Annotated in this window: 16 protein-coding genes and 2 pseudogenes; 8 read left to right on the top strand and 10 right to left on the bottom strand. The window is 61.5% G+C overall.

The annotated features are described in order from the left end of the window. Positions 1 to 145: 145 nt before the first annotated feature. Complete coding sequence (locus J2J99_RS17595; RefSeq protein WP_168297273.1) at positions 146 to 2,071, bottom strand: ABC transporter substrate-binding protein; 1,926 nt, start codon at positions 2,069 to 2,071, stop codon at positions 146 to 148. 178 nt (positions 2,072 to 2,249) lie between these two features. Here J2J99_RS17595 and J2J99_RS17590 point away from each other — a divergent pair, with 178 nt between their 5' ends. Then, a complete protein-coding gene (locus J2J99_RS17590; protein WP_168297274.1) occupies positions 2,250 to 3,269 on the top strand; it encodes a LacI family DNA-binding transcriptional regulator in 1,020 nt (339 codons plus the stop codon). Here the strand turns inward: J2J99_RS17590 and J2J99_RS17585 are convergent. Continuing rightward, positions 3,266 to 4,036, bottom strand: a complete 771-nt coding sequence (locus J2J99_RS17585) for a TIM barrel protein (RefSeq protein WP_168297275.1) — start codon at positions 4,034 to 4,036, stop codon at positions 3,266 to 3,268. The two genes, J2J99_RS17590 and J2J99_RS17585, sit on opposite strands and share 4 nt — an antisense overlap. Before the next feature lie 138 nt (positions 4,037 to 4,174). Here J2J99_RS17585 and J2J99_RS17580 point away from each other — a divergent pair, with 138 nt between their 5' ends. Together J2J99_RS17580 and J2J99_RS17575 are read left to right on the top strand one after the other, a co-directional pair. After that, positions 4,175 to 4,963, top strand: coding sequence for an SDR family NAD(P)-dependent oxidoreductase (locus J2J99_RS17580; RefSeq protein WP_168297276.1), 789 nt, complete (start codon positions 4,175 to 4,177; stop codon positions 4,961 to 4,963). Between the two features lie 191 nt (positions 4,964 to 5,154). Further along, entirely contained in the window at positions 5,155 to 5,619 is a 465-nt protein-coding gene (locus J2J99_RS17575) for an RrF2 family transcriptional regulator (RefSeq protein WP_168297277.1), read from the top strand. A 118-nt stretch (positions 5,620 to 5,737) separates the two neighbouring features. Here the strand turns inward: J2J99_RS17575 and J2J99_RS34725 are convergent. Then, positions 5,738 to 6,028, bottom strand: a pseudogene (locus J2J99_RS34725) (hypothetical protein); the annotation flags it as partial. A 139-nt stretch (positions 6,029 to 6,167) separates the two neighbouring features. Here J2J99_RS34725 and J2J99_RS17565 point away from each other — a divergent pair. Then, positions 6,168 to 6,944 carry a metallophosphoesterase family protein gene (locus J2J99_RS17565; protein ID WP_205918893.1) on the top strand — a complete coding sequence of 259 codons (777 nt, stop codon included), beginning with the start codon at positions 6,168 to 6,170 and terminating at the stop codon, positions 6,942 to 6,944. Between the two features lie 36 nt (positions 6,945 to 6,980). Here the strand turns inward: J2J99_RS17565 and J2J99_RS17560 are convergent, their stop codons facing one another. The 3 genes from J2J99_RS17560 to J2J99_RS17550 form a co-directional block, all read right to left on the bottom strand. Further along, the gene (locus J2J99_RS17560) at positions 6,981 to 10,166 is read right to left on the bottom strand and encodes an efflux RND transporter permease subunit (RefSeq protein ID WP_168297278.1); all 3,186 of its coding nucleotides are present in this window, start codon (positions 10,164 to 10,166) and stop codon (positions 6,981 to 6,983) included. Further along, positions 10,163 to 11,341, bottom strand: a complete 1,179-nt coding sequence (locus J2J99_RS17555; RefSeq protein ID WP_168297279.1) for an efflux RND transporter periplasmic adaptor subunit — start codon at positions 11,339 to 11,341, stop codon at positions 10,163 to 10,165. The genes J2J99_RS17560 and J2J99_RS17555 overlap by 4 nt, the downstream gene beginning before the upstream one ends. 256 nt (positions 11,342 to 11,597) lie before the next feature. Continuing rightward, positions 11,598 to 13,139, bottom strand: a complete 1,542-nt coding sequence (locus tag J2J99_RS17550; protein WP_168297280.1) for a cation:proton antiporter — start codon at positions 13,137 to 13,139, stop codon at positions 11,598 to 11,600. A gap of 236 nt (positions 13,140 to 13,375) precedes the next feature. Between J2J99_RS17550 and J2J99_RS17545 the strand changes: the two genes are divergently transcribed. From J2J99_RS17545 to J2J99_RS17535, 3 genes are read left to right on the top strand one after another with little or no spacing between them, the layout of a single operon-like run. Beyond that, entirely contained in the window at positions 13,376 to 13,840 is a 465-nt protein-coding gene (locus J2J99_RS17545) for a MarR family winged helix-turn-helix transcriptional regulator (RefSeq protein WP_168297281.1), read from the top strand. Further along, positions 13,833 to 15,053: an HlyD family secretion protein gene (locus tag J2J99_RS17540; protein ID WP_168297282.1), complete on the top strand. Its 1,221-nt coding sequence runs from the start codon at positions 13,833 to 13,835 to the stop codon at positions 15,051 to 15,053. The genes J2J99_RS17545 and J2J99_RS17540 overlap by 8 nt, the downstream gene beginning before the upstream one ends. Beyond that, positions 15,046 to 16,587 (top strand): DHA2 family efflux MFS transporter permease subunit, encoded by a 1,542-nt coding sequence (locus J2J99_RS17535; protein WP_168297362.1) that lies wholly within the window; start codon positions 15,046 to 15,048, stop codon positions 16,585 to 16,587. Before J2J99_RS17540 ends, J2J99_RS17535 begins: the two co-directional genes overlap by 8 nt. Here the strand turns inward: J2J99_RS17535 and J2J99_RS17530 are convergent, their stop codons facing one another. The 4 genes and pseudogenes from J2J99_RS17530 to J2J99_RS17515 form a co-directional block, all read right to left on the bottom strand. Beyond that, a complete protein-coding gene (locus J2J99_RS17530; RefSeq protein ID WP_168297283.1) occupies positions 16,588 to 17,205 on the bottom strand; it encodes a DNA-3-methyladenine glycosylase in 618 nt (205 codons plus the stop codon). Positions 17,206 to 17,255: 50 nt separating this feature from the next. Then, positions 17,256 to 17,570, bottom strand: coding sequence for a hypothetical protein (locus J2J99_RS17525; RefSeq protein WP_168297284.1), 315 nt, complete (start codon positions 17,568 to 17,570; stop codon positions 17,256 to 17,258). Positions 17,571 to 17,612: 42 nt separating this feature from the next. Then, positions 17,613 to 17,843 (bottom strand): annotated as a pseudogene (locus J2J99_RS17520) (LysR substrate-binding domain-containing protein); the annotation flags it as partial. 219 nt (positions 17,844 to 18,062) lie between these two features. After that, positions 18,063 to 18,974: a LysR family transcriptional regulator gene (locus J2J99_RS17515; protein WP_168297285.1), complete on the bottom strand. Its 912-nt coding sequence runs from the start codon at positions 18,972 to 18,974 to the stop codon at positions 18,063 to 18,065. Positions 18,975 to 19,138: 164 nt separating this feature from the next. Here J2J99_RS17515 and J2J99_RS17510 point away from each other — a divergent pair, with 164 nt between their 5' ends. Next, positions 19,139 to 19,954 (top strand): alpha/beta hydrolase fold domain-containing protein, encoded by an 816-nt coding sequence (locus J2J99_RS17510; protein ID WP_168297286.1) that lies wholly within the window; start codon positions 19,139 to 19,141, stop codon positions 19,952 to 19,954. Positions 19,955 to 19,972: the final 18 nt, after the last annotated feature.

The following is a 19,972-nucleotide window of genomic DNA, read 5'->3' as shown; positions in this document are numbered from 1 at the left end:
GCGCCAACCGGAGGGGCCGGCGCCTGAGAAGGCATCATGGAAAAAGGTCATCAGAGCGGTTCAATCTTACCAGTCGTGTAATCGCTCTGAGTTTTTGTCTTAACGCAGTTCCAGGAAAACCGCTTCGCATTTTCCTGGAACTGCTCTAGACCTTGTAGAACTGCTCCGGCATGGTCGGAGCGGGCGTCGGCCAGCCGAAGGAGTTCGGCATGGTTTTCGTGATGTTCTTCATGTTGTTTTTGACGATGCCGTAGCCGTCGGGCGGCAGCGAGATGCCGAAGACATAGAAATTGTCGGCGGCGCCTTGAAGGATCTGCTTCATGACCTCGCGCTGGCCCGATGGGTCGGAAGTCGTCTTCAGCTTGTCGTAGAGCGCAAGCTGGTTCTTCGTGCTTTCCGGCGGTTCCTCGGCATTGGCATTGGTGCGGTCGCGATACCAGAGTTGCCAGGCCGGGGCGTACATGGCGTTGGCATCGGTCGGCACGTAGTAGCGCGGGTCGAGCATGGCGGCGACGCCGCCATTTGCGCCGAACTGATGGGCGGTCGCATCGAAATCACGGCCCTGGCGGACGCGCGTCTCCCAGAGCGAACGGTCCATCGTGCGCATCTGCGCATCGATGCCGACCGCCTGGAACATCGGGATCACCAGCTGGAAGAGATCGAGGAAGACGGCGCGCGCCTGGTCGATCTCGAAGATGATCGTCAGGCGGCGGCCCTTTTCGTCGAGGCGGAAGTTCTGGTCGTCGCGCTTCGGCACGATCTGATCGAGCATGGCATTCGCCTTGTCGACGTCATAGGCCGTGAACTGCGTGGCGAGTTGCTCGTTGTAAAGCGGATCTTCCTTCTTGATCGACGGCTGGGCAGGCGCCCCCTGGCCGACGAGCACCGCATCGATCAGCGACTGCCGGTCGAGTGCGGTCGAGAGTGCGGCACGGAAATCCTTGTTCCGGAAGAGCTTCCGCTTGGTCTCGTCATTGTGGTTCAGGTTGAAGATGAAATTCATGACATTGGCTTCGGTCGAAGTCAGCGTGTAGAAATCATAGCCGCCCTGCTCACGCGCATCGTAGAGAACCGATTTGTTGTTCGGCGTGGCAATGTACTGGTCCATCAGGTCGACCTCGCCCTGCATGGCCTTCAGCAGCAGAACCTGCGGGTCGGCGACCATCTGGTAAACGATGCGGTCCATATAGGGCAGCTGGTTGCCCTCGCTATCAACCTTCCAATAGTATGGATTGCGCTCGGCAACAGCCCGTTCGGTGTTTTCGCCTGGCGCGATCGTGAACACCCAGGCATGCACGCAGGGCTTCTTCGAGGAGTTGAGGAAGAAGGCGTTGTCGTCCTGGAAGCCGGCGGCCGCCTGGAACGACGCGATCCAACTTTCGAAGCCGCGTTGCTTGGCGAGTTCATCGGCCTTCGGATTGTAATCGATGTGGAATTGCTCGAGATAATGCTTCGGCGTGCGCGTCGTCTGATCGTTGTTTGCCCAGGCGACCTGCAGCGGGAACAGGCCGTTCGGCTTGTCGAAGATGACCTTGAAGGTCTGCTCGTCCACGATCTCCAGCTTGGCCGGCTTACCGCCGGATTTCCAATGATCCTGACCGACAAAGGCGACGCGCTTGTCGGTGAAAACAGTATCGTACCAGAACTTGATGTCGGCGGTGGTGTAGGGATGGCCATCCGACCATTTCATGCCCTTGCGCAGGCGGATCGTATAGACCTTGGAGTCGGCATCGCCCTCAAAGGACTCGGCGACATTCAGCGTCACGCCAGACCAATCGCGCGTATAGCGTAGCAGCGGCTCATAGGCCTGGTAGCGGAACAGCATCGACAGCGACCCGCCGCCGACTAGCGCCATATTCCAGTCGCCGCCGTATTTGCCGATGCTTTCAACCGGTTTGACGACGAGCGGATTTTCGGGAAGCCTCTCCTGGAGACCCGGCAGGGCGCCGCTCGACACTTTCGCTTTCAGGACATCCGCTTCCTTGAAGTCAGCGGCGAAAACCGGCAGGGCCGGCATTATCAGGGCGGCCGACGTCCCGGCCAGAAACGCACGTCGTTTCAGCTTGATCATAGGGATCTCCTCCAAAAACCCGTGCCATTATCATTATTTTTGCTGTGGGGCCGGGATGAGGGAAAGATTACATTTGGATATTGTTAGGTAAAGCGTTATGTTCACGTTAGTGAGAAAATTTGGCATACAGGCGCAGTTGGTATAACCAGCGCCTATCAATCGAAGGGCGAGGTGCCACGTGGGAAGCAGGGGCCGGGTTACTTTGCAGACGATCGCGCGAGAGGTCGGGCTGTCGAAATTTGCGGTCTCGCGGTCGCTCGCCGGCAAGAGCGGTGTCAGCGAGGAAACGCGCGCGCTGATCCGCGACACGGCGCAGCGCCTAGGCTACACCAAGCCCGCCGGGCATGGTGCTGCCGGCGAGGTTGCGGTGGTCTTTCACGATCTCGATGCCGTCAACAGCGAGCTCTATATGCAGGTGCAGAACGGTGTGCAGCGAGAGGCTCATCGGCTTGGCATGACGCTGCGCGTGCGCTGGACCCATGATGTCGGCCAGTTGGAAGAGTTGGCGCGCAGCTGTGATGGCCTGATGCTCGTTGGTCCGCATGCCCGTGAGGCCGTGGCAGCGGCGAGCGCCACCGGCGTTCCGATCGTGCGTTTCGGCTGGGTCGATGCGCTCGAGCAGGTCGACCATGTCGGCGGCACCGACCATGAGGCAGGGCAGGCGGTGGTGGAGTATCTAGTCGGACTCGGCCACCGGTCCATCGTGTACGTCTATGGCATGCCGGGCCTGCGGGGACGTCAGGAGCGCCATTACGGCGCTCGCGAAATCGCCGAACGTTATCCTGATGTTGCGCTCCATGTTATGCAATTCGACGAAGAGAATGGCTTCGGCACGGCGTTCCGGGCGCTCGTGGACAAAGGCATTCGCCCGACGGCTTTTTTCTGCGCCCATGACGGGTTAGCGCTGACCGTGGTCTCCGAACTGCTTGGGCAGGGGTACCGCATTCCGGACGATATTTCGGTTGTCGGTTTCGGCGACTACTCGCCGGCGTCACTGATCTCGCCGGCGCTGACGACGGTGAGGATGGAGGGGCAGGAATGCGGGGCCGTGGGGCTGCGGCTATTGCTTGAGCGGATCGAGAATCCACGCCTGCCGGGCATGCCGGCGAGGCGCATCATGATCGCCTCGCGCATTATCGAGCGCCGCTCGGCCGGACCCTGCAAGGCGGCGGCGAGCGTCGATGTCCCCGGGGTTTAACCACCGAGCGCAGCAATGGCAGCCTTGACTGCGTCCGCGCCGGGCTTGGTCGGCCGGTATTCCAGACCGACGGCGCCGGCATAGCCGTTGGCGAAGATCCAGTCGAGGCGATGAGCGAGGTCTATCCCGCCGGAACCCGGTTCGTTGCGGCCGGGATGATCGGCGACATGGACGTGGAAAACACGGTCGAGGCGGCCGTCCAGCACGTCTTCGGTGCGTTCGCCCATCACGGCGGAATGGTAGATGTCGTAGACGATGCCGATCTCGGGGCGGGCGACGTCATCGACGACGTCGAGGCCTTCGCGGGTTGAATCGAGGAAGTAGCCGATATGATCGATACGGATGTTGAGAGGTTCTACGCCGAGCCGCACGCCGCTGCCTTTCAGGATATCGGCACCTGGTTTCAAGGTTTCGCTGAGGGCCCGGCGCTGTTCTTCACGGCTGAAGCCGGCGAGATCGTCGCCTGCCTGGGCGATCAGCACCGGCGCGCCGAGGCGTTTGGCGACTGTGACGGAATCGGCAAGGCCTTTCAGCCAGGCCTTCCGGTTGGCGGCATCGGTCAGCGCGATCATCGGCTCGGCGACGAGGCTGGTGACGGCAAGGCCGGTTTCCTTCAACGCCGCCTCGATCGCGTCCAGATCCTTGTCGGTCCAGCGCCAGAATTCGACCGCCGTCAGGCCGCCAGCATGGGCGCGACGGATGCGGTCGGGAAAGTTGTCGCCGTCCTCGGCAAACAGCCACTCTATACAGGCTGAATAACGTCGCATGAAAACTCCTCCCGGTGCGGATGCAGGCTGCGACAGAACGGAGACCGCCGCAAGAGGCGTTTGGGTGCTTGACGCCCGGATTCATTGGCGGAACACTTGCTTCCACGAGCCGGGATCGCCGGCGCTTCGGAGGAAGACATGGATCTGGGATTGAAGGGTAAGATCGCCGTCATAACGGGTGCGTCGGTCGGCATCGGACTGGCGATCGCCGAAGGGCTGGCGGCTGAGGGCGTGGACCTCGTGCTGGCTGCGCGTGGCGGCGAACGGCTGGAGGCGGAGGGCGCCCGCATTGCCGAGAAATTCGGCGTCAGCGCCACCGCCGTCGCCGCCGACGTCGCGACGGCTGCGGGAACGGAGGCGATCATTGCCGCGGCTGCCGAAAAGGGTGGCGCCGATATCCTCATCAATAATGCCGGCACCGGATCGAACGAGACCGTCATGGAGGCGCCTGATGAGAAATGGCAGGCCTATTGGGACCTGCACGTGATGGCCGCCGTGAGGCTTGCGCGCGGCATCGCACCGCAGATGAAGAAGCGAGGCGGCGGGGTGATCCTGCACAATGCCTCGATCTGCGCCGTCCAGCCGCTCTGGTACGAACCGATCTACAATGTCAGCAAATCGGCGCTGATGATGTTTTCGAAGACGCTCTCGACCGAGCTCATCCCGGATAATATCCGCGTCAACTGCGTCAATGCCGGCCTGATCCTGACGCCTGACTGGATCAAGACCGCCAAGGCGCTGACCGCCGAAAGCGGCGGGAACTGGGAAGGGTATCTGCAGAGTGTCGCCAATGAGCATGCTGCTTCCAAACGGTTCGGCACGCCGGAAGAGCTGGCGAACGTCTTCGTCTTTCTGAGTTCGGAACGGGCGAGTTACTGCATCGGATCGACCTATTTCGTCGACGGCGGTATGCTCAAGACGATCTGACGGTACAGCGCGGGCGATCACGAGCGAGTGGCGCAATCGAGCCATGTTGAGAATGCCGCCACCGTTGCCGGCACTGCAGATGTTGCCAATATAAGCTATAAATAATACCTATTTTATTGTATCTTCACGCTTTCGACGCTATTGCCTGCTGTCGGCAGGATAATTGTTGCGTTTTCGACAGGGCAAAGACAATGCTGACGAAAAAGGGAAAATACGGCCTGAAGGCGCTGGTCGATCTGGCGCGGCTGCCGCCGGGCGAGACTGCCTTCATCAACGACGTTGCGGCCCGTAACAATATCCCGAAGAAGTTCCTCGATACGATCCTCTTGGAACTGCGCAATGTCGGCATCCTGCGTTCGAAAAAGGGGCCTGGCGGCGGTTATTCCCTCTCGCGGCCGGCCTCCGAGATCCGCATCGGCCATGTCATCCGCACGCTTGATGGGCCGCTGGCGCCGATCCGCTGCGCCAGCCGCACGGCGTATGAGGCGTGTGACGATTGCGCCGACCCGGAAACCTGTCAGGTGCGGCGCTCGATGACCGATGTTCGGGACGCGATCGCCGCCATTCTCGACAATATGACCCTCGAGCAATTCGTCGCGGCCGGCGGCCGTATCGAAGACACGCGGGAAGAAGTGCCGATTTCCGCAGCCAGCTGAAATCTTTCGGCTTCAGATAATTTCAGGCCAGCAGCGATTCACGCGTTGCCAAACTTCGACGCATGTCGCCTGCGCCGCGCAGCAATGCATCGCGTGGCAGCGACAGCGCGTGAATGCGGGCATTGCGCCAATGACGATCGAGAGCAGCGCGCGCAAACAGCGATGCCTTCAGATCCTGGATGGGAAGGGTTTCCAGCACGGAAAAAAGATGCTCCAGAGTTCGCCGATCGAGGCATCGGCCTCGGCGATGATCGCGACGACTTCGGCGAGCAGGGCGTTCGGCACCTTCATGCTCGGGCGGCACAGCAATTGCCGTCAGTCCCGATATCGACAGGGCGGTTTTTCCAGAAAAGCCGGATGCCTGGAATTTTCTGACCAACTTGATCGCCTTGTTCTCGCCGCTACTTATGGTTAACCGAGGTCTCCCAAAGCGCGTCGCGATCCTTCAGGTTCGCTCCTTGCGCTTTGCATTTTTATTTTTTCTCGCACGTCGTTGCCGCAAAAGCGCTGCACAGTTTTGCGCGACATGCTTAAGATTGAGAAACATGATGAGCGAACGTCTTGCTCGCCATAGCGAGGTTTCGAAAATGGCACGCCAGCCGAGACCGCGTCTGACGCTGGATATCGCCGACATTCCGACCTATGCGATCGGCGACATTCATGGCCGGTACGATCTGCTTGTGAAAGCCGAGCAGGCGATCCTGCGTGATGCGGCGCGGTTGCCCGGGCGTAAGCTGATTGTGACACTCGGCGACTATATCGACCGCGGCCCGGAGTCGGCGCAGGTCATCAATCATCTCATCGAGCCGCCGCCGGATGGTTTCGATCGGATCTGTCTTGCCGGCAATCACGAGATCGCCATGCTCGATTATGTCGAAGGCTGGCTCTCTTATGACGACTGGATGCGCATGGGGTCGGCGGAGCTGCTCAAATCCTATGGGCTCGATCCGGAGCATCTGCCGCTGGTCTTCCCCTCCGGCGCGCAGCTCGATGCCTTCCTCCGCCAATCGCTGCCGCATACGCACATCGACTTCATGCGGGCGATGCCGATCATGCTGGATACGCCTCACGTGGTATTCGTGCACGCGGGCATCGATCCCATGTTGCCGCTCGCGGCACAGACGGAGGAGGATCTGGTCCTCATCCGCCACCGTTTTCTCCAAAGCAGGATCCCCCTGCCGAAGCTCGTCGTTCATGGTCATACGCCGAACGACGAGCCGGAGGTCCGCGCGAGGCGGCTCAATCTCGACACACGCGCCTTCCGCAGCGGCAGGCTGACCGTCGCCCGTCTGTGGGAGGGCCAGGTGCATCTGTTTTCCACCTGACATCACGCCACAGGGAGGGCTGCGCCATCACCGTGGTCAGGCCGTCTCCCTCTCGGTCGGGACGGCCTCGACCGGCCTTTCGACCGAGCGTTTGCGACGCCAGCCGCGCAGCACGACATAGAAGACCGGCGTGAGGAACAGGCCGAAGAGCGTGACGCCGAGCATGCCCGAGAAGACGGCGGTGCCGAGCGACTGGCGCATTTCGGCGCCGGGGCCGGTAGCGATGGCAAGCGGGAGAACGCCGAAGATGAAGGCGAATGCCGTCATCAGAATCGGGCGCAGACGAAGGTGGCTCGCCTCGATGGCCGCCTCCACCGGCGACTTGCCTTCCTCTTCCGCTTGTCTCGCGAATTCAACAATCAGGATGGCGTTCTTGGCCGCAAGGCCGATCAGCACGATCAGGCCGATCTGCGTCAGGACGTTGTTGTCCATTCCCCTCAGCGAAACCCCGATCAGCGCCGCCAGCACCGCAAGCGGCACGATGAGGATGATCGCGAGCGGCAGAACCCAGCTTTCATATTGCGCCGCCAGCGCCAGGAAGACGAAGATCACCGACAGGGCGAAAATGTAGATGGCGGTGTTGCCGGTATGGGTTTCCTGATAGGCGAGTTCCGTCCATTCGAAGGTCGTTCCAGGCGGCAGGATCTTGGCCGCCAGCGCTTCCATCTTCTTGATTGCATCGCCCGTCGATGTGCCCGGCGTCGGATTGCCCTGAAGCGGCACCGAGACGTACATGTTGTAACGCTGGACAAGCGCCGGGCCGCTGGAATCCTGGATATCCATTAGGGTTCCCAGCGGCACCAGGGCGCCGGAGGCCGAGCGGACCTTCAGGGCAAGGATGTCCTCCTTGTCCATGCGGTATTGCCGGTCGGCCTGGGCACGGACCTGGTAAACGCGGCCGAAGGCGTTGAAGTCGTTGACATAGGCGACACCGAGATTGATCGAAAGCGCGTTGAAGATATTGGGAATCGGCACGTTCAGGAAGCGCGCCTTGTCGCGGTCGATCGACAGGAAATATTGCGGGCTTGCATCGGAGAATGTCGTAAAGACCCCCGTCAGCCCCTCGGTCGTCGCTGCCGCACCCATCATCTGGCGGGCGAGGCCGAGCACGCGCGTCATATCGGGATTTTCCAGATCGGAAATCTGCATCTTGAAACCGCCGGAATTGCCGACGCCGCGTACGGACGGTGGCGGGATGGCGATGATGAAGGCTTCCTGGATTGCTTGCAGCTTGCCGTAAAGCTCGCCGATGATCTTGTTGGCGTTCTCCCCGCCTTCCTCGCGCTCGGCAAAGGATTTGAACGGAACGAAGACGACGCCGGCATTCGAGGCATTGGTGAATGTCGCCCCGCTGAATCCGGCAAACTGCACGGCATTGCCGACGCCTGGCACCGTGCGGGCAATGTCGCCCACCTGCTTGACGACGGCATCGGTTCGCGCGAGCGAAGCGCCATCGGGAAGCTGCACGACGATGATCGCATAACCCTGATCCATGGTCGGGATGAAGCCCGAGGGAACGCGGTTGCCCATGTACCAGGTGGCGCCCAGGAGCGCGACGAAGGCGAGCATCGCGCAGGTCAAGCCCACCCAACTGCTGACGAGATGCCGGACAATCCACGAATAGCCGGAGCTCATCCTGTCGAAGCCACGATTGAAGCCGTTCGCGAGACCTCGTCCAAGCTGCGTGGCGATATTCGTGCGCTTGGTTTCGTGGTCGTGGGGTTTCAGCAATATGCCGGCAAGGGCGGGCGAAAGCGTCAGGGAGTTTAAAGCGGATATTGCTGTGGTGACGGAGATCGTGACCGCGAACTGCCTGTAGAACTGGCCCGTGATTCCAGGGATGAAGGCCGTCGGCACGAACACGGCGATCAGCACCAGCGAGATGGCCACGACGGCGGTGCCGACTTCGTCCATGGTGACGTGGGAAGCCTGCTTGGCCGTCATGCCGCGCGCCAGATTGCGCTCGACGTTTTCGACAACGACAATCGCATCGTCGACCACGATGCCGATCGCCAGCACGAGGCCGAAGAGCGTCAGCATGTTGAGCGAAAAGCCGAAAGCGAGCAGAATAGCGAATGTGCCGATCAGCGATACCGGGATGGCGACGATCGGGATGATCGCCGTTCGCCAGGATTGCAGGAAGACGAGCACCACGATCGCCACCAGGATCGCCGCCTCGGCAATGGTCCGGTAGACCTCATTGATCGAATCCGAGATGAATTCGGTCGTGTCGTAAACAATGCGATATTCCAGGCCCGGCGGAAAATTCTGCGAAATGTCCTTCATCAGGGTCTGGACCTGATGCGCCGTGTCGAGAGCGTTGGTTCCCGGCCTAGCGAAAATGCCAAGCGCAACCGCGGGGTCGTTGTTGAGATAGCTGTTGGTGACGTAATCCTGGGCGCCAAGTTCGATGCGAGCGACATCCTGCAACTGCACGAGCCGGCCCGCACCCGTCGATTTGACGATGACGTAGCGGAATTCGCGTACGTCGGAGAAGCGCCCGTCAGTGCGCACCGTATATTCAAAGGCGTTCTTCCCTGTCACCGGCGGCGCGCCGATCTTGCCGCCCGAGACCTGAACGTTCTGGTCCCTCAGGGCGGAGACGACGTCGTCCGATGTCATGCCGTAGGCGGAGAGCTTTTCCGGATCGAGCCAGATTCGCATCGAATACTGGCGCTCGCCGAAGATCTGCACGTCGCCGACGCCGTCGAGGCGGACGAGCACGTCGCGGATGCGGTTGCGGGCGTAGTTCGAGACGTAGAGCTGGTCGTAGCGGTGCGACGGCGACAGGAGGTGCACCACCATCATCAGATCGGGCGAACTCTTGTCCGTGGTCACGCCGAGCCGCTGGACCTCCTCGGGAAGACGGGGCAGCGCGATGGAAACGCGGTTCTGGACAAGCACCTGCACCTTGTCGAGATCGGTGCCGAGCTTGAAGGTGATCGTCAGCGACATGGCGCCGTCGGCGCTCGAATAGGAAGACATGTAAAGCATGTCTTCGACGCCGTTGATCTGTTGTTCGAGCGGCGTCGAAACCGTGTCGGCGATGGTCTGCGGGTCGGCGCCCGGATAGGAGGTGCGCACGACGATGGTCGGGGGCGCGATCTCCGGATATTGGGAAACCGGCAGCTGCGTATAGGCAATGCCGCCGACGACGAGAAAGACGATGGAGATGACGGCCGCAAAGATCGGCCGGTCCACGAAGAAGTGCGCAAATCTCATTGTCCGTTCTCCGCGCTGGCGGCTTCCGGCGCAGTGTCCTGCCGCTCCTGCGGCAGTTCGGTCATCTGAGGCGTGATCGTCGAACCTGGCCTTGCGCGCATCAGGCCATTGACGATGATCGTCTCCGTGCCGTCGAGGCCCTCGCGGATCACGCGATAGCCGTAGAGCCGCGGGCCGGGCCGCACGGGCTTTGTCGTAACCTTTCCTTGCGCATCGACGACATAGACGACGCGTTCATTCTGGTCCGAGCCGATTGCCTCGTCGGGCACGAGGATAGCCTTATAGGTGTTTGAGGCTGCGACCTGGACGCGGCCGAAGAGACCAGGCTGAAGGACAAGATCAGGATTTGGGAGGCGGGCGCGGATGCGGATGGTGCCGCTCTCGTTGTCGACGCGGTTTTCGGCGAAGTCGAGTTTTCCCTTGAAGGGCTTGGCCGTGGGGTCCGAGATCGTGACGGAAACGTCCACGCCGCCGCCGCCCAGTTGAAGATCCTCGCCCTGCTTACGCGCGGTTGCGGCAAAATTCAGCAGGCGGCGTTCGTCGACGTCGAAATAGAAATCGATCGGATCAAGCGAAACGATGGTGGTGAGCACAGTCTGGTTGGCCTGCACGAGATTGCCGGTGGAAATCAGGCGACGGTCGATGCGGCCGCTGAGCGGCGCCCTGATCTCCGTATATTCCATGTCGAGAGCGGCACGGTCGGCCGCGGCCTGGGCGCCTCGCACATTCGCCTGGGCGGAATCGAATTCGCGGCGGCGATCGTCGAGCGTCTGTGCGGACTGGCTGCCGCTCGATGCGAGCGACTGGGCGCGTTTGTATTGCGCATCGGCAAAGACCAGGGCGGACTGCGACGCTTCGAGGGCGGCCTTTGCCTGGTTGAGCGCGGTTATGAAGGGACGCTGGTCGATGACGAAGAGCAGGTCTCCCTGCTTCACCAATGCGCCGTCTTCGAAATGGACCTCCTGCAGATAGCCGCCGACGCGCGAACGGACGGCGACCTCGTCGACCGGCTGGAAACGGCCGATGAATTCGTCATTGTCGATGACATCGCGCACCACTGGTTTTGCGACAGTGACGGGAGGAGGGGCGGCCGGAGCGCCCTGCGCCATCGCGGCCAGGGGCATGAGTATTGCGATGGAGCCAAACGCCAATATCCGTCGAAGCATGTCCGTCATAACGGTCCCTCCAATATCGACGGTCGATCGGCGACCGTCCAATCCAAAATGAAGTGATGCTATTCGTGTCTTGCTTTAGAACGAAGGCTGCCGCCCCCGTGATTTCTCCCGGCGCCCAATCCCTGGGAAGGAAAGCCGGCATGCGATGCACGTCGGAAAAATCGTCACCGCGGAAGTGGATATAAGCGGCAGGGGCGAAAAATAGCAAATGCCAATTATCCCTGTCTCGCGATCACGAAGACTTCAGCAGACCCTGTCAACTCTCGACGATCTCGTCGCGACCGGGCGGCAGGACGGCGAGCTCTGCCCAGTCGAGCTCCTGCTCCAGGATGTGGAAGACATCGTCGTCGATCTCGTCGCTGTGGCGCATTGCGGCCAGTTTGCGGCGTTTCGCAACGATGACGCCGCGGCGCTGCTTATCCAGCTTGCTGACTTCGCGCGGGTGTTTGCCGTCCGCGGCGATTTCGCGCTCCGAGGTATAGACGTCGCGCAGGATGCGGGTGGTTTTGTCCTCGCCCTCAAGCTCGGTGAGCGCCGCATCGATGAGGGCGATGCGTGTTCGGGTGAGGTCGCGGTCCAATGACGTGTCCGGGTCAAAATTGAGAAGGCGGATCAGCGGCCCGAGCGTCAGCCCCTGGACGACGAGGGTGCCGAGGACGACGGCAATCGCGCTAAGCAGGATGATGTCGCGATCGGGAAAGTCGATCGGCAAGGCGAGCGCCGTCGCCAATGTGACGAGGCCGCGCATGCCGCACCAGCCGGCGATGACACTCGTGGCGAAAGAGGGGGCGGCCTGTCTCGTATATCCGCGTGCGGCGAGGATGGTGACCACGCGGTTGTAGAGAAGCACCCAGGCCAGACGGACGGCGATGACGGTGATGAAGACCGCGATGGCCAGGTTAATTGCGAAATTCAGGCGGCCCGGTTCAAGATCGAGAACGATCTGACGGACCTGGAGGCCCATCAGCAGGAAGGCGAGTACGTTGAGCAGGAAGACGGCGGCTTCCCAGACAGAATAGGAATGAATGCGGTGGCGTGCCGTCTGGCGCTCGGGCATGTAGCGGGCAATCACCATCGCATAGACGACGATCGCCAGGATGGCCGATAGATGCAGCCGCTCGGCGATGAGCCATGTGCCGAAGGTGGCGACGAATTCGAGCAGGGTGCCGCCCAGCGTGCCGGCGAGCTTCAGGCCGACGATCATGTAGAGGCGGCCGAGGAGATAGCCGAGGATGATGCCGCCCGGCACCGCCAGCGTGAGTTCTGCCAGGGCGCCGGTGAAGAAGGCGGGATTTGCGACGGCAGTAACCGCGGCGCTGAAAATCAGGAGTGCCACGGCATCGTTCAGCAGGCTCTCGCCTTTCAGGATCACATAGGTCTGGCGCGGCAGATCGAAGCGGTCGAGCATGGCTGTCGCCGCCACCGCATCCGGCGGCGCGACGATGGCGCCGAGTGCTATGGCTACGGCAAGCGGCAGGCCGGCGATCGTCATGCCGACGGCGGCGACGGCTGCGGCCGTGAGGATCACGGCGATGCCGGCGAGCGAGACGAGCGGCAGCCAGTTCCGCTTCAATGTACGCGGCGGCAGATCATAGGCCGCGTCGAAAAGCACGGGCGCGATCAAGAGCGCCAAGGCAAGCTGCGGATCAATTGCGACATTGGGCGCCCAGGGGAAGGCGGCGACGATGATGCCAGCAATCGCCAGCATGGTCGGATAGGGGATGCGGAATTTCCTGGAGAATTGCAGGAAGACGATCGCCACCAGCAGCAGCGTCAGCATGCTTTCGAAGAACGCCATTCAAGCCCTCCTGCGCACCTCCTGTAGAGGCAATCCTTCCCCGAAATTAGGGCTGAGTCATGCCATGGCCACTGTCCGGCGCATAACGGCCCGGCAAAAAGGGCCCACGCTCCGACCCGGGCTGCGGCATTTTCGCCGCGACTGCGGATATTGCCTCTCTCGCTCTTGCGTGCCATGCATGCTCAATATATTTACCGATATCATAAGTATGCTTATAAATAGCCGATAGAGGTTTCATGAACGCTACGCCGACACTCGGTTTCCTTCTCCACGACGTCGCACGGCTGCTGCGCAAGCGGTTCGAGCAACGGGCGAAGTGCCTTGGGCTGACGCGTTCGCAATGGCAGACGCTTGCCTATCTCTCGAACAATGAGGGTATTCATCAGAGCGGTCTGGCCGAAATCCTGGAAATCGAGCCGATCACGCTGGTTCGCATCCTCGACAAGCTCGCGGAGCGCGGGCTGATCGAGCGCCGTCAGCATCCGACCGATCGGCGCATCTGGCTGCTCTACATGCGCGAGGAGGCGCATCCGCTGCTCGCCGAAATGCGCGAGCTGGGCGATGTGACCCGAGCCGAGGCACTCGAAGGCGTCGCCGCCGAGCAGCGCGAGCAGCTTTACCAGATCCTATCCGCAATGAAGACGAACCTGGTGCAGGCTTGCCGAACACCAGTTGAAGAAAATGAGACGAACGATGGCTGATCAACCCAACCTCCGCGTCGTTGCCGACGCCAATGCCAAGACATCTAAAGAAAACCAAGTCAAACAGCAGGAAACGGTAGCCGAAGCGTCTTCATCCAGTTCAGCGCCGGCTGCCGCCGTGGCTGCGCCCGGCGGCAACAAGGTCCGCCGCCGGCGCAGTCTCACGCGGCCCGTGCTTTTCGCCCTGCTGCCGGTGGCGCTCGTCGTCGGCGGTTATTATTACGTCAATGGCGGCCAGGTGATGTCGACCGACAATGCCTATATCCAGGCCGATATGGTCGGGGTCACCACCGATGTCTCGGGCATCGTCGATCAGATCAACGTGCATGAGAACGAGGCGGTCAAGGCGGGGCAGGTGCTCTTCAGCCTCAAATCGGATTCCTTCAGGATCGCGCTCGACGGCGCCAAGGCGCAACTCGGCGCGCAGCGCAACCAGATCATGAACCTCAAGGCGAGCTATCAGCAGTCGCTCGCCGAGATTACCCAGTCGCAAGCCGATCTGCCCTATTACCAGGATCAGTTCGACCGGCAGCAGAGCCTGGTCAACAACGGCAGCGCGACCCAATCCGCCTATGACGAGGCCAAGCACAATCTCGAGGCCGCGCGGCAGAAGGTTGCGGTCGCCAAGGCGGAGGCCGCAACGACGCTCGCCCAGCTCGGCGGCAGTGCTGACCAGCCGGTCGAGCAAAACCCGCTCTATCTGCAGGCGAAGTCACAGGTCGACAATGCGCAACGCGAGCTTGACCACAGCGTCGTCAAGGCGCCGTTCGCCGGCATCGTCACCAATGTCAACGCTTTGCAGGTGGGCTCCTATCTGCAGGCGTCGCAGCAGGCCTTCTCGCTCGTCGCTACCGACCATCTGTGGATCGCCGCCAGCCCGAAGGAAACCGAGCTGACCTATGTCAAACCAGGCCAGACGGCGGACATCTACGTCGATACCTATCCCGGCGTGACGTGGAAGGGCAAGGTCGAGAGCATCAGCCCGGCCTCCGGCTCCAGCTTCTCGCTGCTGCCGGCGCAGAACACCACCGGCAACTGGGTGAAGGTCGTGCAGCGGATTCCGATGCGCGTCAGCATCGAGCATACCGAGAGCAAGCCGCCGCTTCGCGTCGGCATGAGCACGGTGGTCGATGTCGATACCGGCCATGCCCGCGGCCTGCCCGACTTCGTCAACAAGCTTCTGGGCCGGTCTCAGGTCGGGGATGATGAATAACGCTCCCGCATCTCCGGCAACCCCGGTTGCCAATCGCGGTGCGATTACCGCCTGCGTCATTCTCGCCGTGATCATGCAGGCGCTGGATACGACGATCGCCAACGTGGCGCTGCCCTATATTCAGGGCAGCGTGTCAGCCTCCGCCGACCAGATCAACTGGGTGCTGACCTCCTACATCGTCGCAGCGGCGATCATGACGCCGCCATCGGGGTTCCTGGCCGCCAAGTTCGGCCGAAAGCGCGTGTTGCTCGTCGCCATCGCCGGCTTCGTCGGCGCCTCGGTGCTCTGCGGTCTGGCGCAATCGCTGAACCAGATCGTCGCCTTCCGCCTGTTGCAGGGCCTGTTCGGCGCATCGCTGGTCCCCCTTTCGCAAGGCATTCTCCTCGACATCTATACAGTCGAGGAGCGCGGCTCGGCCATGGCCCTCTTCGGCGTCTCGGTCATGGTCGGGCCGGTCCTTGGACCCGTCATCGGCGGCTGGCTGACCGACAATATCAGCTGGCGCTGGGTGTTCTACATCAACGTGCCGATCGGGGCGCTCGCCTTCATGGGCATCGTCGTCTTCGTCACCGAGACAAAGCGGGATCTGCTCGCCAAGCTGGACTGGTTCGGCTTCGGGATGATGAGCCTCGGTATCGCCGCGCTGCAGCTTTTCCTCGACCGCGGCGAACAGCTCGACTGGTTCTCCTCGGGCGAAATCATGCTAGAGGCGCTGATCTGCGCTGCCGCTTTCTATCTCCTGATCGTGCACACGCTGACGGCGGAGAAATCCTTCGTCAATCCGAAGCTGTTTCTCGACCAGAACTTCAGCGTCAGCATGATTTTCATCTTCGTGATCGGCATCACCTATCTCGCTTCGCTGGCGCTGATGACGCCCTATCTGCAGACGCTGATGGGCTATCCCGTCATCACCGCCGGCATCGTCATGGGGCCGCGCGGCCTCGGCACCATGCTCTGCATGTTCATCGTCGGGCGGCTGATCGGCAAGGTCGATACACGCTGGCTGCTGGTTCTCGGGCTTGGGCTTACCGCCTGGGCGATGTACGACATGACGGGTTGGACGCCCGACGTCTCGCAATGGACGATCGTCTCGGTCGGCTTCATCCAGGGTGCGGGCCTCGGCTTCCTCTTCGTGCCGCTGACGACGATCGCCTTCGCCACGCTGCCCGCCCATATGCGCGGCGACGGCACCGGTCTCTACAATCTGTCGCGCAATATTGGCTCGTCCGTGGGCATCTCGATCGTCTCGACGCTGATCGTCGAGAACACGCAGAGCAATCATGAATCGATCGCAGCCTATGTGACGCCGTTCAACCACGCCTTCAACGCGGTGGCGGCGCAGGGGCTCAGCCCGCTGACGGCGGCCGGGCGCGCCTCGCTCAACGAGATCATCACGCTGCAATCGACGATCATCGCCTATATGGACGATTTCAAGCTGTTGATGCTGATGTCGCTGGCGGTCATCCCGTTGGTGCTTCTGCTGCGCAAGCCGAAGGCGGCGCCTGCGGTCGATCATAGCGCCGTCATGGAATAATCAGCGAAACGGCTTGCTGAGATAACGTGATCCCTGAATGCCGAAGCGCCATGGCACATCGGCATTTTTCGTGATGCCGATGCGCTTTCCCGAAACGATCGGCACCGGAGCTGAGGGCGTCAGCGCATAGGGAGGGCGGTCGAGCAGCCTGTCGTTGATCTCGATGTCGATGCCGAGCGCCTGGCAGAGTTTACCGGGACCGCTGCAGAGCGCCGTCAGCATATCGGTGCCGCGCCGCTCCGTCATCAAAGGGATTCCGGTTTCCGGCTCGAGCGCCCGGATCAACACGGCTGAACCTGCGTGACAGACGAAGTTCAGGCACCAGTACATGCCGTAGATGCGGTAGATGTAGACATTGCCCGGGCCGCCGAACATGGCGCCGTTGCGCTTGGTCGGGCCGCGGAAGCTGTGCGAGGCCTCGTCATCGGGGAAATAGGCTTCGGTCTCAGTGATGCGGCCGCCGGCCCCGTCGACTGTGAGATGGCAGCCGAGCAGAGCGCGGGCAACAGTGATCGCGTCGCGCTCGAAAAACGCCTTGAGGCTTTCACCGGTGAGCGCATCGGCGCCGATTGCGCTGGCTTTCGTTCCACCATCGGTCATGGCCGACGCAGATAACATTCGACGTGGCGGCCGTCATCCCAAAACCGCTCGCTGCGGAGAGGCAGGCATCAGTGGCCGGCATTCGGATCGCGCATCGGGATCGAGGAGACTGTGACCGAGACCGGGTCGCTTGCCGGGAAGGAATCTTCCAGGCCCTCTTCCAGTTCTTCTTCGAGCAGGGCGGGATCTTTGCTGCGCGGGCCGTCGCCATGGGCGGGTTCGATCGCTGTCGCAAGCAGGGCCTTGGCGCGAGAGACAGCATTTTCCTGGGCAAGGCCGGGCGTGCTGCGCAGCGTCACGGCAATGCTGTCTTCGCCGTCGCCGCCGAATTCGACGACGTAGCCGTCTTCCGTCTGGTAGACGGTGATATCGCTGAGTGCCATGGCCTTCCCCCAAAAAAAGCGCTTCCATTAGCAAGGCGCGTTTTAATGATGCGCGCTTTCCGGATTTTGTCGAGCGAAGACCTTTACCAGCCAGTCGATGAAGACGCGCACGCGCGGTGAAAGCTGGCGATTGCGGGGATAGAGCAGGGACACCGGCGTCGGCGTCAGCGGAAATTCCTCGAGGACGCGAACCAGCCTTCCCTCAGTGAGATCGTTTTCAGCGTGGTAACGCGGGATCTGGATCAGGCCGAGGCCCATCCTTGCCGCGGACATCATCGCGATTATGTGAACGGCGCTTGTGAGTTTTTCCACTTACAATCTTATGGAGAGTGCTTATAACTGCTTTTTCGCGAGAGAGTGGAGTTCCCTGATGCTCTCTTCCGAACCTCCAGAGCCTGCCGCGCCCGCTCTGCGGCGCGACAGGTCCGATGTTCAAAATATTGCGGCCCGTCGAAGGTTCCCCTGCCTTCCGGGCCGTATCTGTTTTACCAGTCAATAGTCGTTCAGCCTGGCCTCGACCAGAAGCTTCACGAGCCAGTCGACGAAGACGCGGACCTTGTTGCTGAGGTGGCGGTTCGGCGGATAGACGACATAGAGCGGGATTGGATCGCGGCGCCATTCCGGCAGCACGCGGACGAGTTCGCCCCGCCGCATCGGTTCGCGCGCCATGAAGGTCGGCACCTGCGCGACGCCGAGCCCCGTCAGTGCCGCGGTCAGATAGGTGCGGCTGTCGTTGACGGAGGCGATGTAGCGCGGGCTGGTCTCTATCGTCTCGTTGTCCCTGCGAAATTCGAAGGGCAGCGTCCGGTTGTTCTGAGCGCGGAAATAATTGACCGAGTAGTGTGCGGCCTCCAGATCCTCAGGGCGTTCGGGCATGCCGAATTTCTGAATGTAACTTGGCGAGGCACAGGTGATGAGTTCCATCTCTGAAACGCGCCGGGCGATCAGCGACTGGTCGGTGGGCGTGCCGGCCCGCAGCGCGCAGTCGACGTTTTCGACGAGATAATCCACCGTCCGGTCGCTGACGCCGAGATCCAGACGGATATCGGGATAACGCTGATAAAAGTCGCACAGCGCCGGGACCACGATTGCGTCAGCAAAGGCGCCGCTCATCTCGACGCGCAGGCGGCCGCTCGGCAGGCTCTGCGAATTGGAGAGGCTGCCGTCGAGTTCCTCCAGTTCGGAGATAAGCTGAGCGGCGCGTTCGTAATAAAGCGCGCCGTCCGTGGTCACCATCACCCGGCGCGTGGTACGGTTCAGAAGCTTGGTGCGCAAATGCGCCTCCAGGCCCTGGATAAGATTGGTCACCGTCGCCTTGGGCATGGCGAGCATGTCGGCGGCGCGGGTGAAATTGCCCGTCTCAACCACGCGGATGAAGACGCGCATTGCCGAAAGCTGATCCATCGGTTTCAAGTCCGCAGTTTGCGTTGCACCATTATTCGAGAATTGGAACAGTGTAATCGCGATATTGCTTCTTATTCCCTGTTCTGAATAACAATATCTTTTTTATGAAAAATGCAAGCGACAGGCGCTGTCTGTTTGTCGCGATGCGTACAGAGGCCGGAGCCATGACGGTGGAATGGAAAGATATGATGCTGGATAAGGTGGCCATCGGCCCCGTTTCCGCACGTATCTACCAGGGCGCCGATTACGGCAAAGGGCCGCCGATCGTGCTTTACCTGCATGGCGGCGCGTTTCTCGATCAGGAGACAAATGTCGACCGGCCGGTGGCGATCAGCCTCGCCAAGGCTGGCGCGATCGTCGCCGCCGTCGACTATAGCAGCCTGTCCGGCAATCTGTTTCCCAAGGCGCTGGAGGTTTCCTTCTCCGTTTTCACCTATCTCGCCAACAAGCGCGCCGCCGGTCTCGGTGACCGAAAGTCGCTGCTCTTCGTCGCCGGCGAAGAGGCGGGCGGCAATGTCGCCGCCGGCGTGGCGCTGAAGGCGCGCGACCAGATGCCGGATGCGCTCGACGGCCAGGTGCTGATTTCGCCGCTACTCGATCCCTTCATGGGTACGTCCTCGATCCGCAAGGCTGATGCGATCGGCATGCGGCAGCGCTGGACGGAGGGCTGGAGTCACTACTTAAGCGGCGGCGGCTGCCACCCTTACGCAGCACCTTGCCTCTGTTCGCGTCTTTCAGGCGTCGCCCCGGCGCTGATCTTCACCGCCGAGGACGATCCGCTGTATGACGAAACAATTGGTTACGGTGCCCGCCTGAAGAAGGCAGGTGTCGGTGTGCGCCAGCATGTCCTTCCCGCCGGGACGGGCTGGCCCTCAATTTATGGTGGGAAATCCGGGGAAGCGTCCGATTGGCAGGAACACGTCAGCCGCCATTTCGGAAGTTTCCTTCAGGACGTAAGCGTCCAACCGCAATTGCATTGAAGAAGATCTGATATTTTG

Origin of the sequence: Rhizobium binae, assembly GCF_017357225.1 — a bacterium.
In the GTDB taxonomy this organism is placed as follows: Bacteria; Pseudomonadota; Alphaproteobacteria; order Rhizobiales; family Rhizobiaceae; genus Rhizobium; species Rhizobium binae.
The sequence above is the reverse complement of the archived record's forward strand: the minus strand, read 5'-3'. Positions and strand labels throughout refer to the sequence as shown.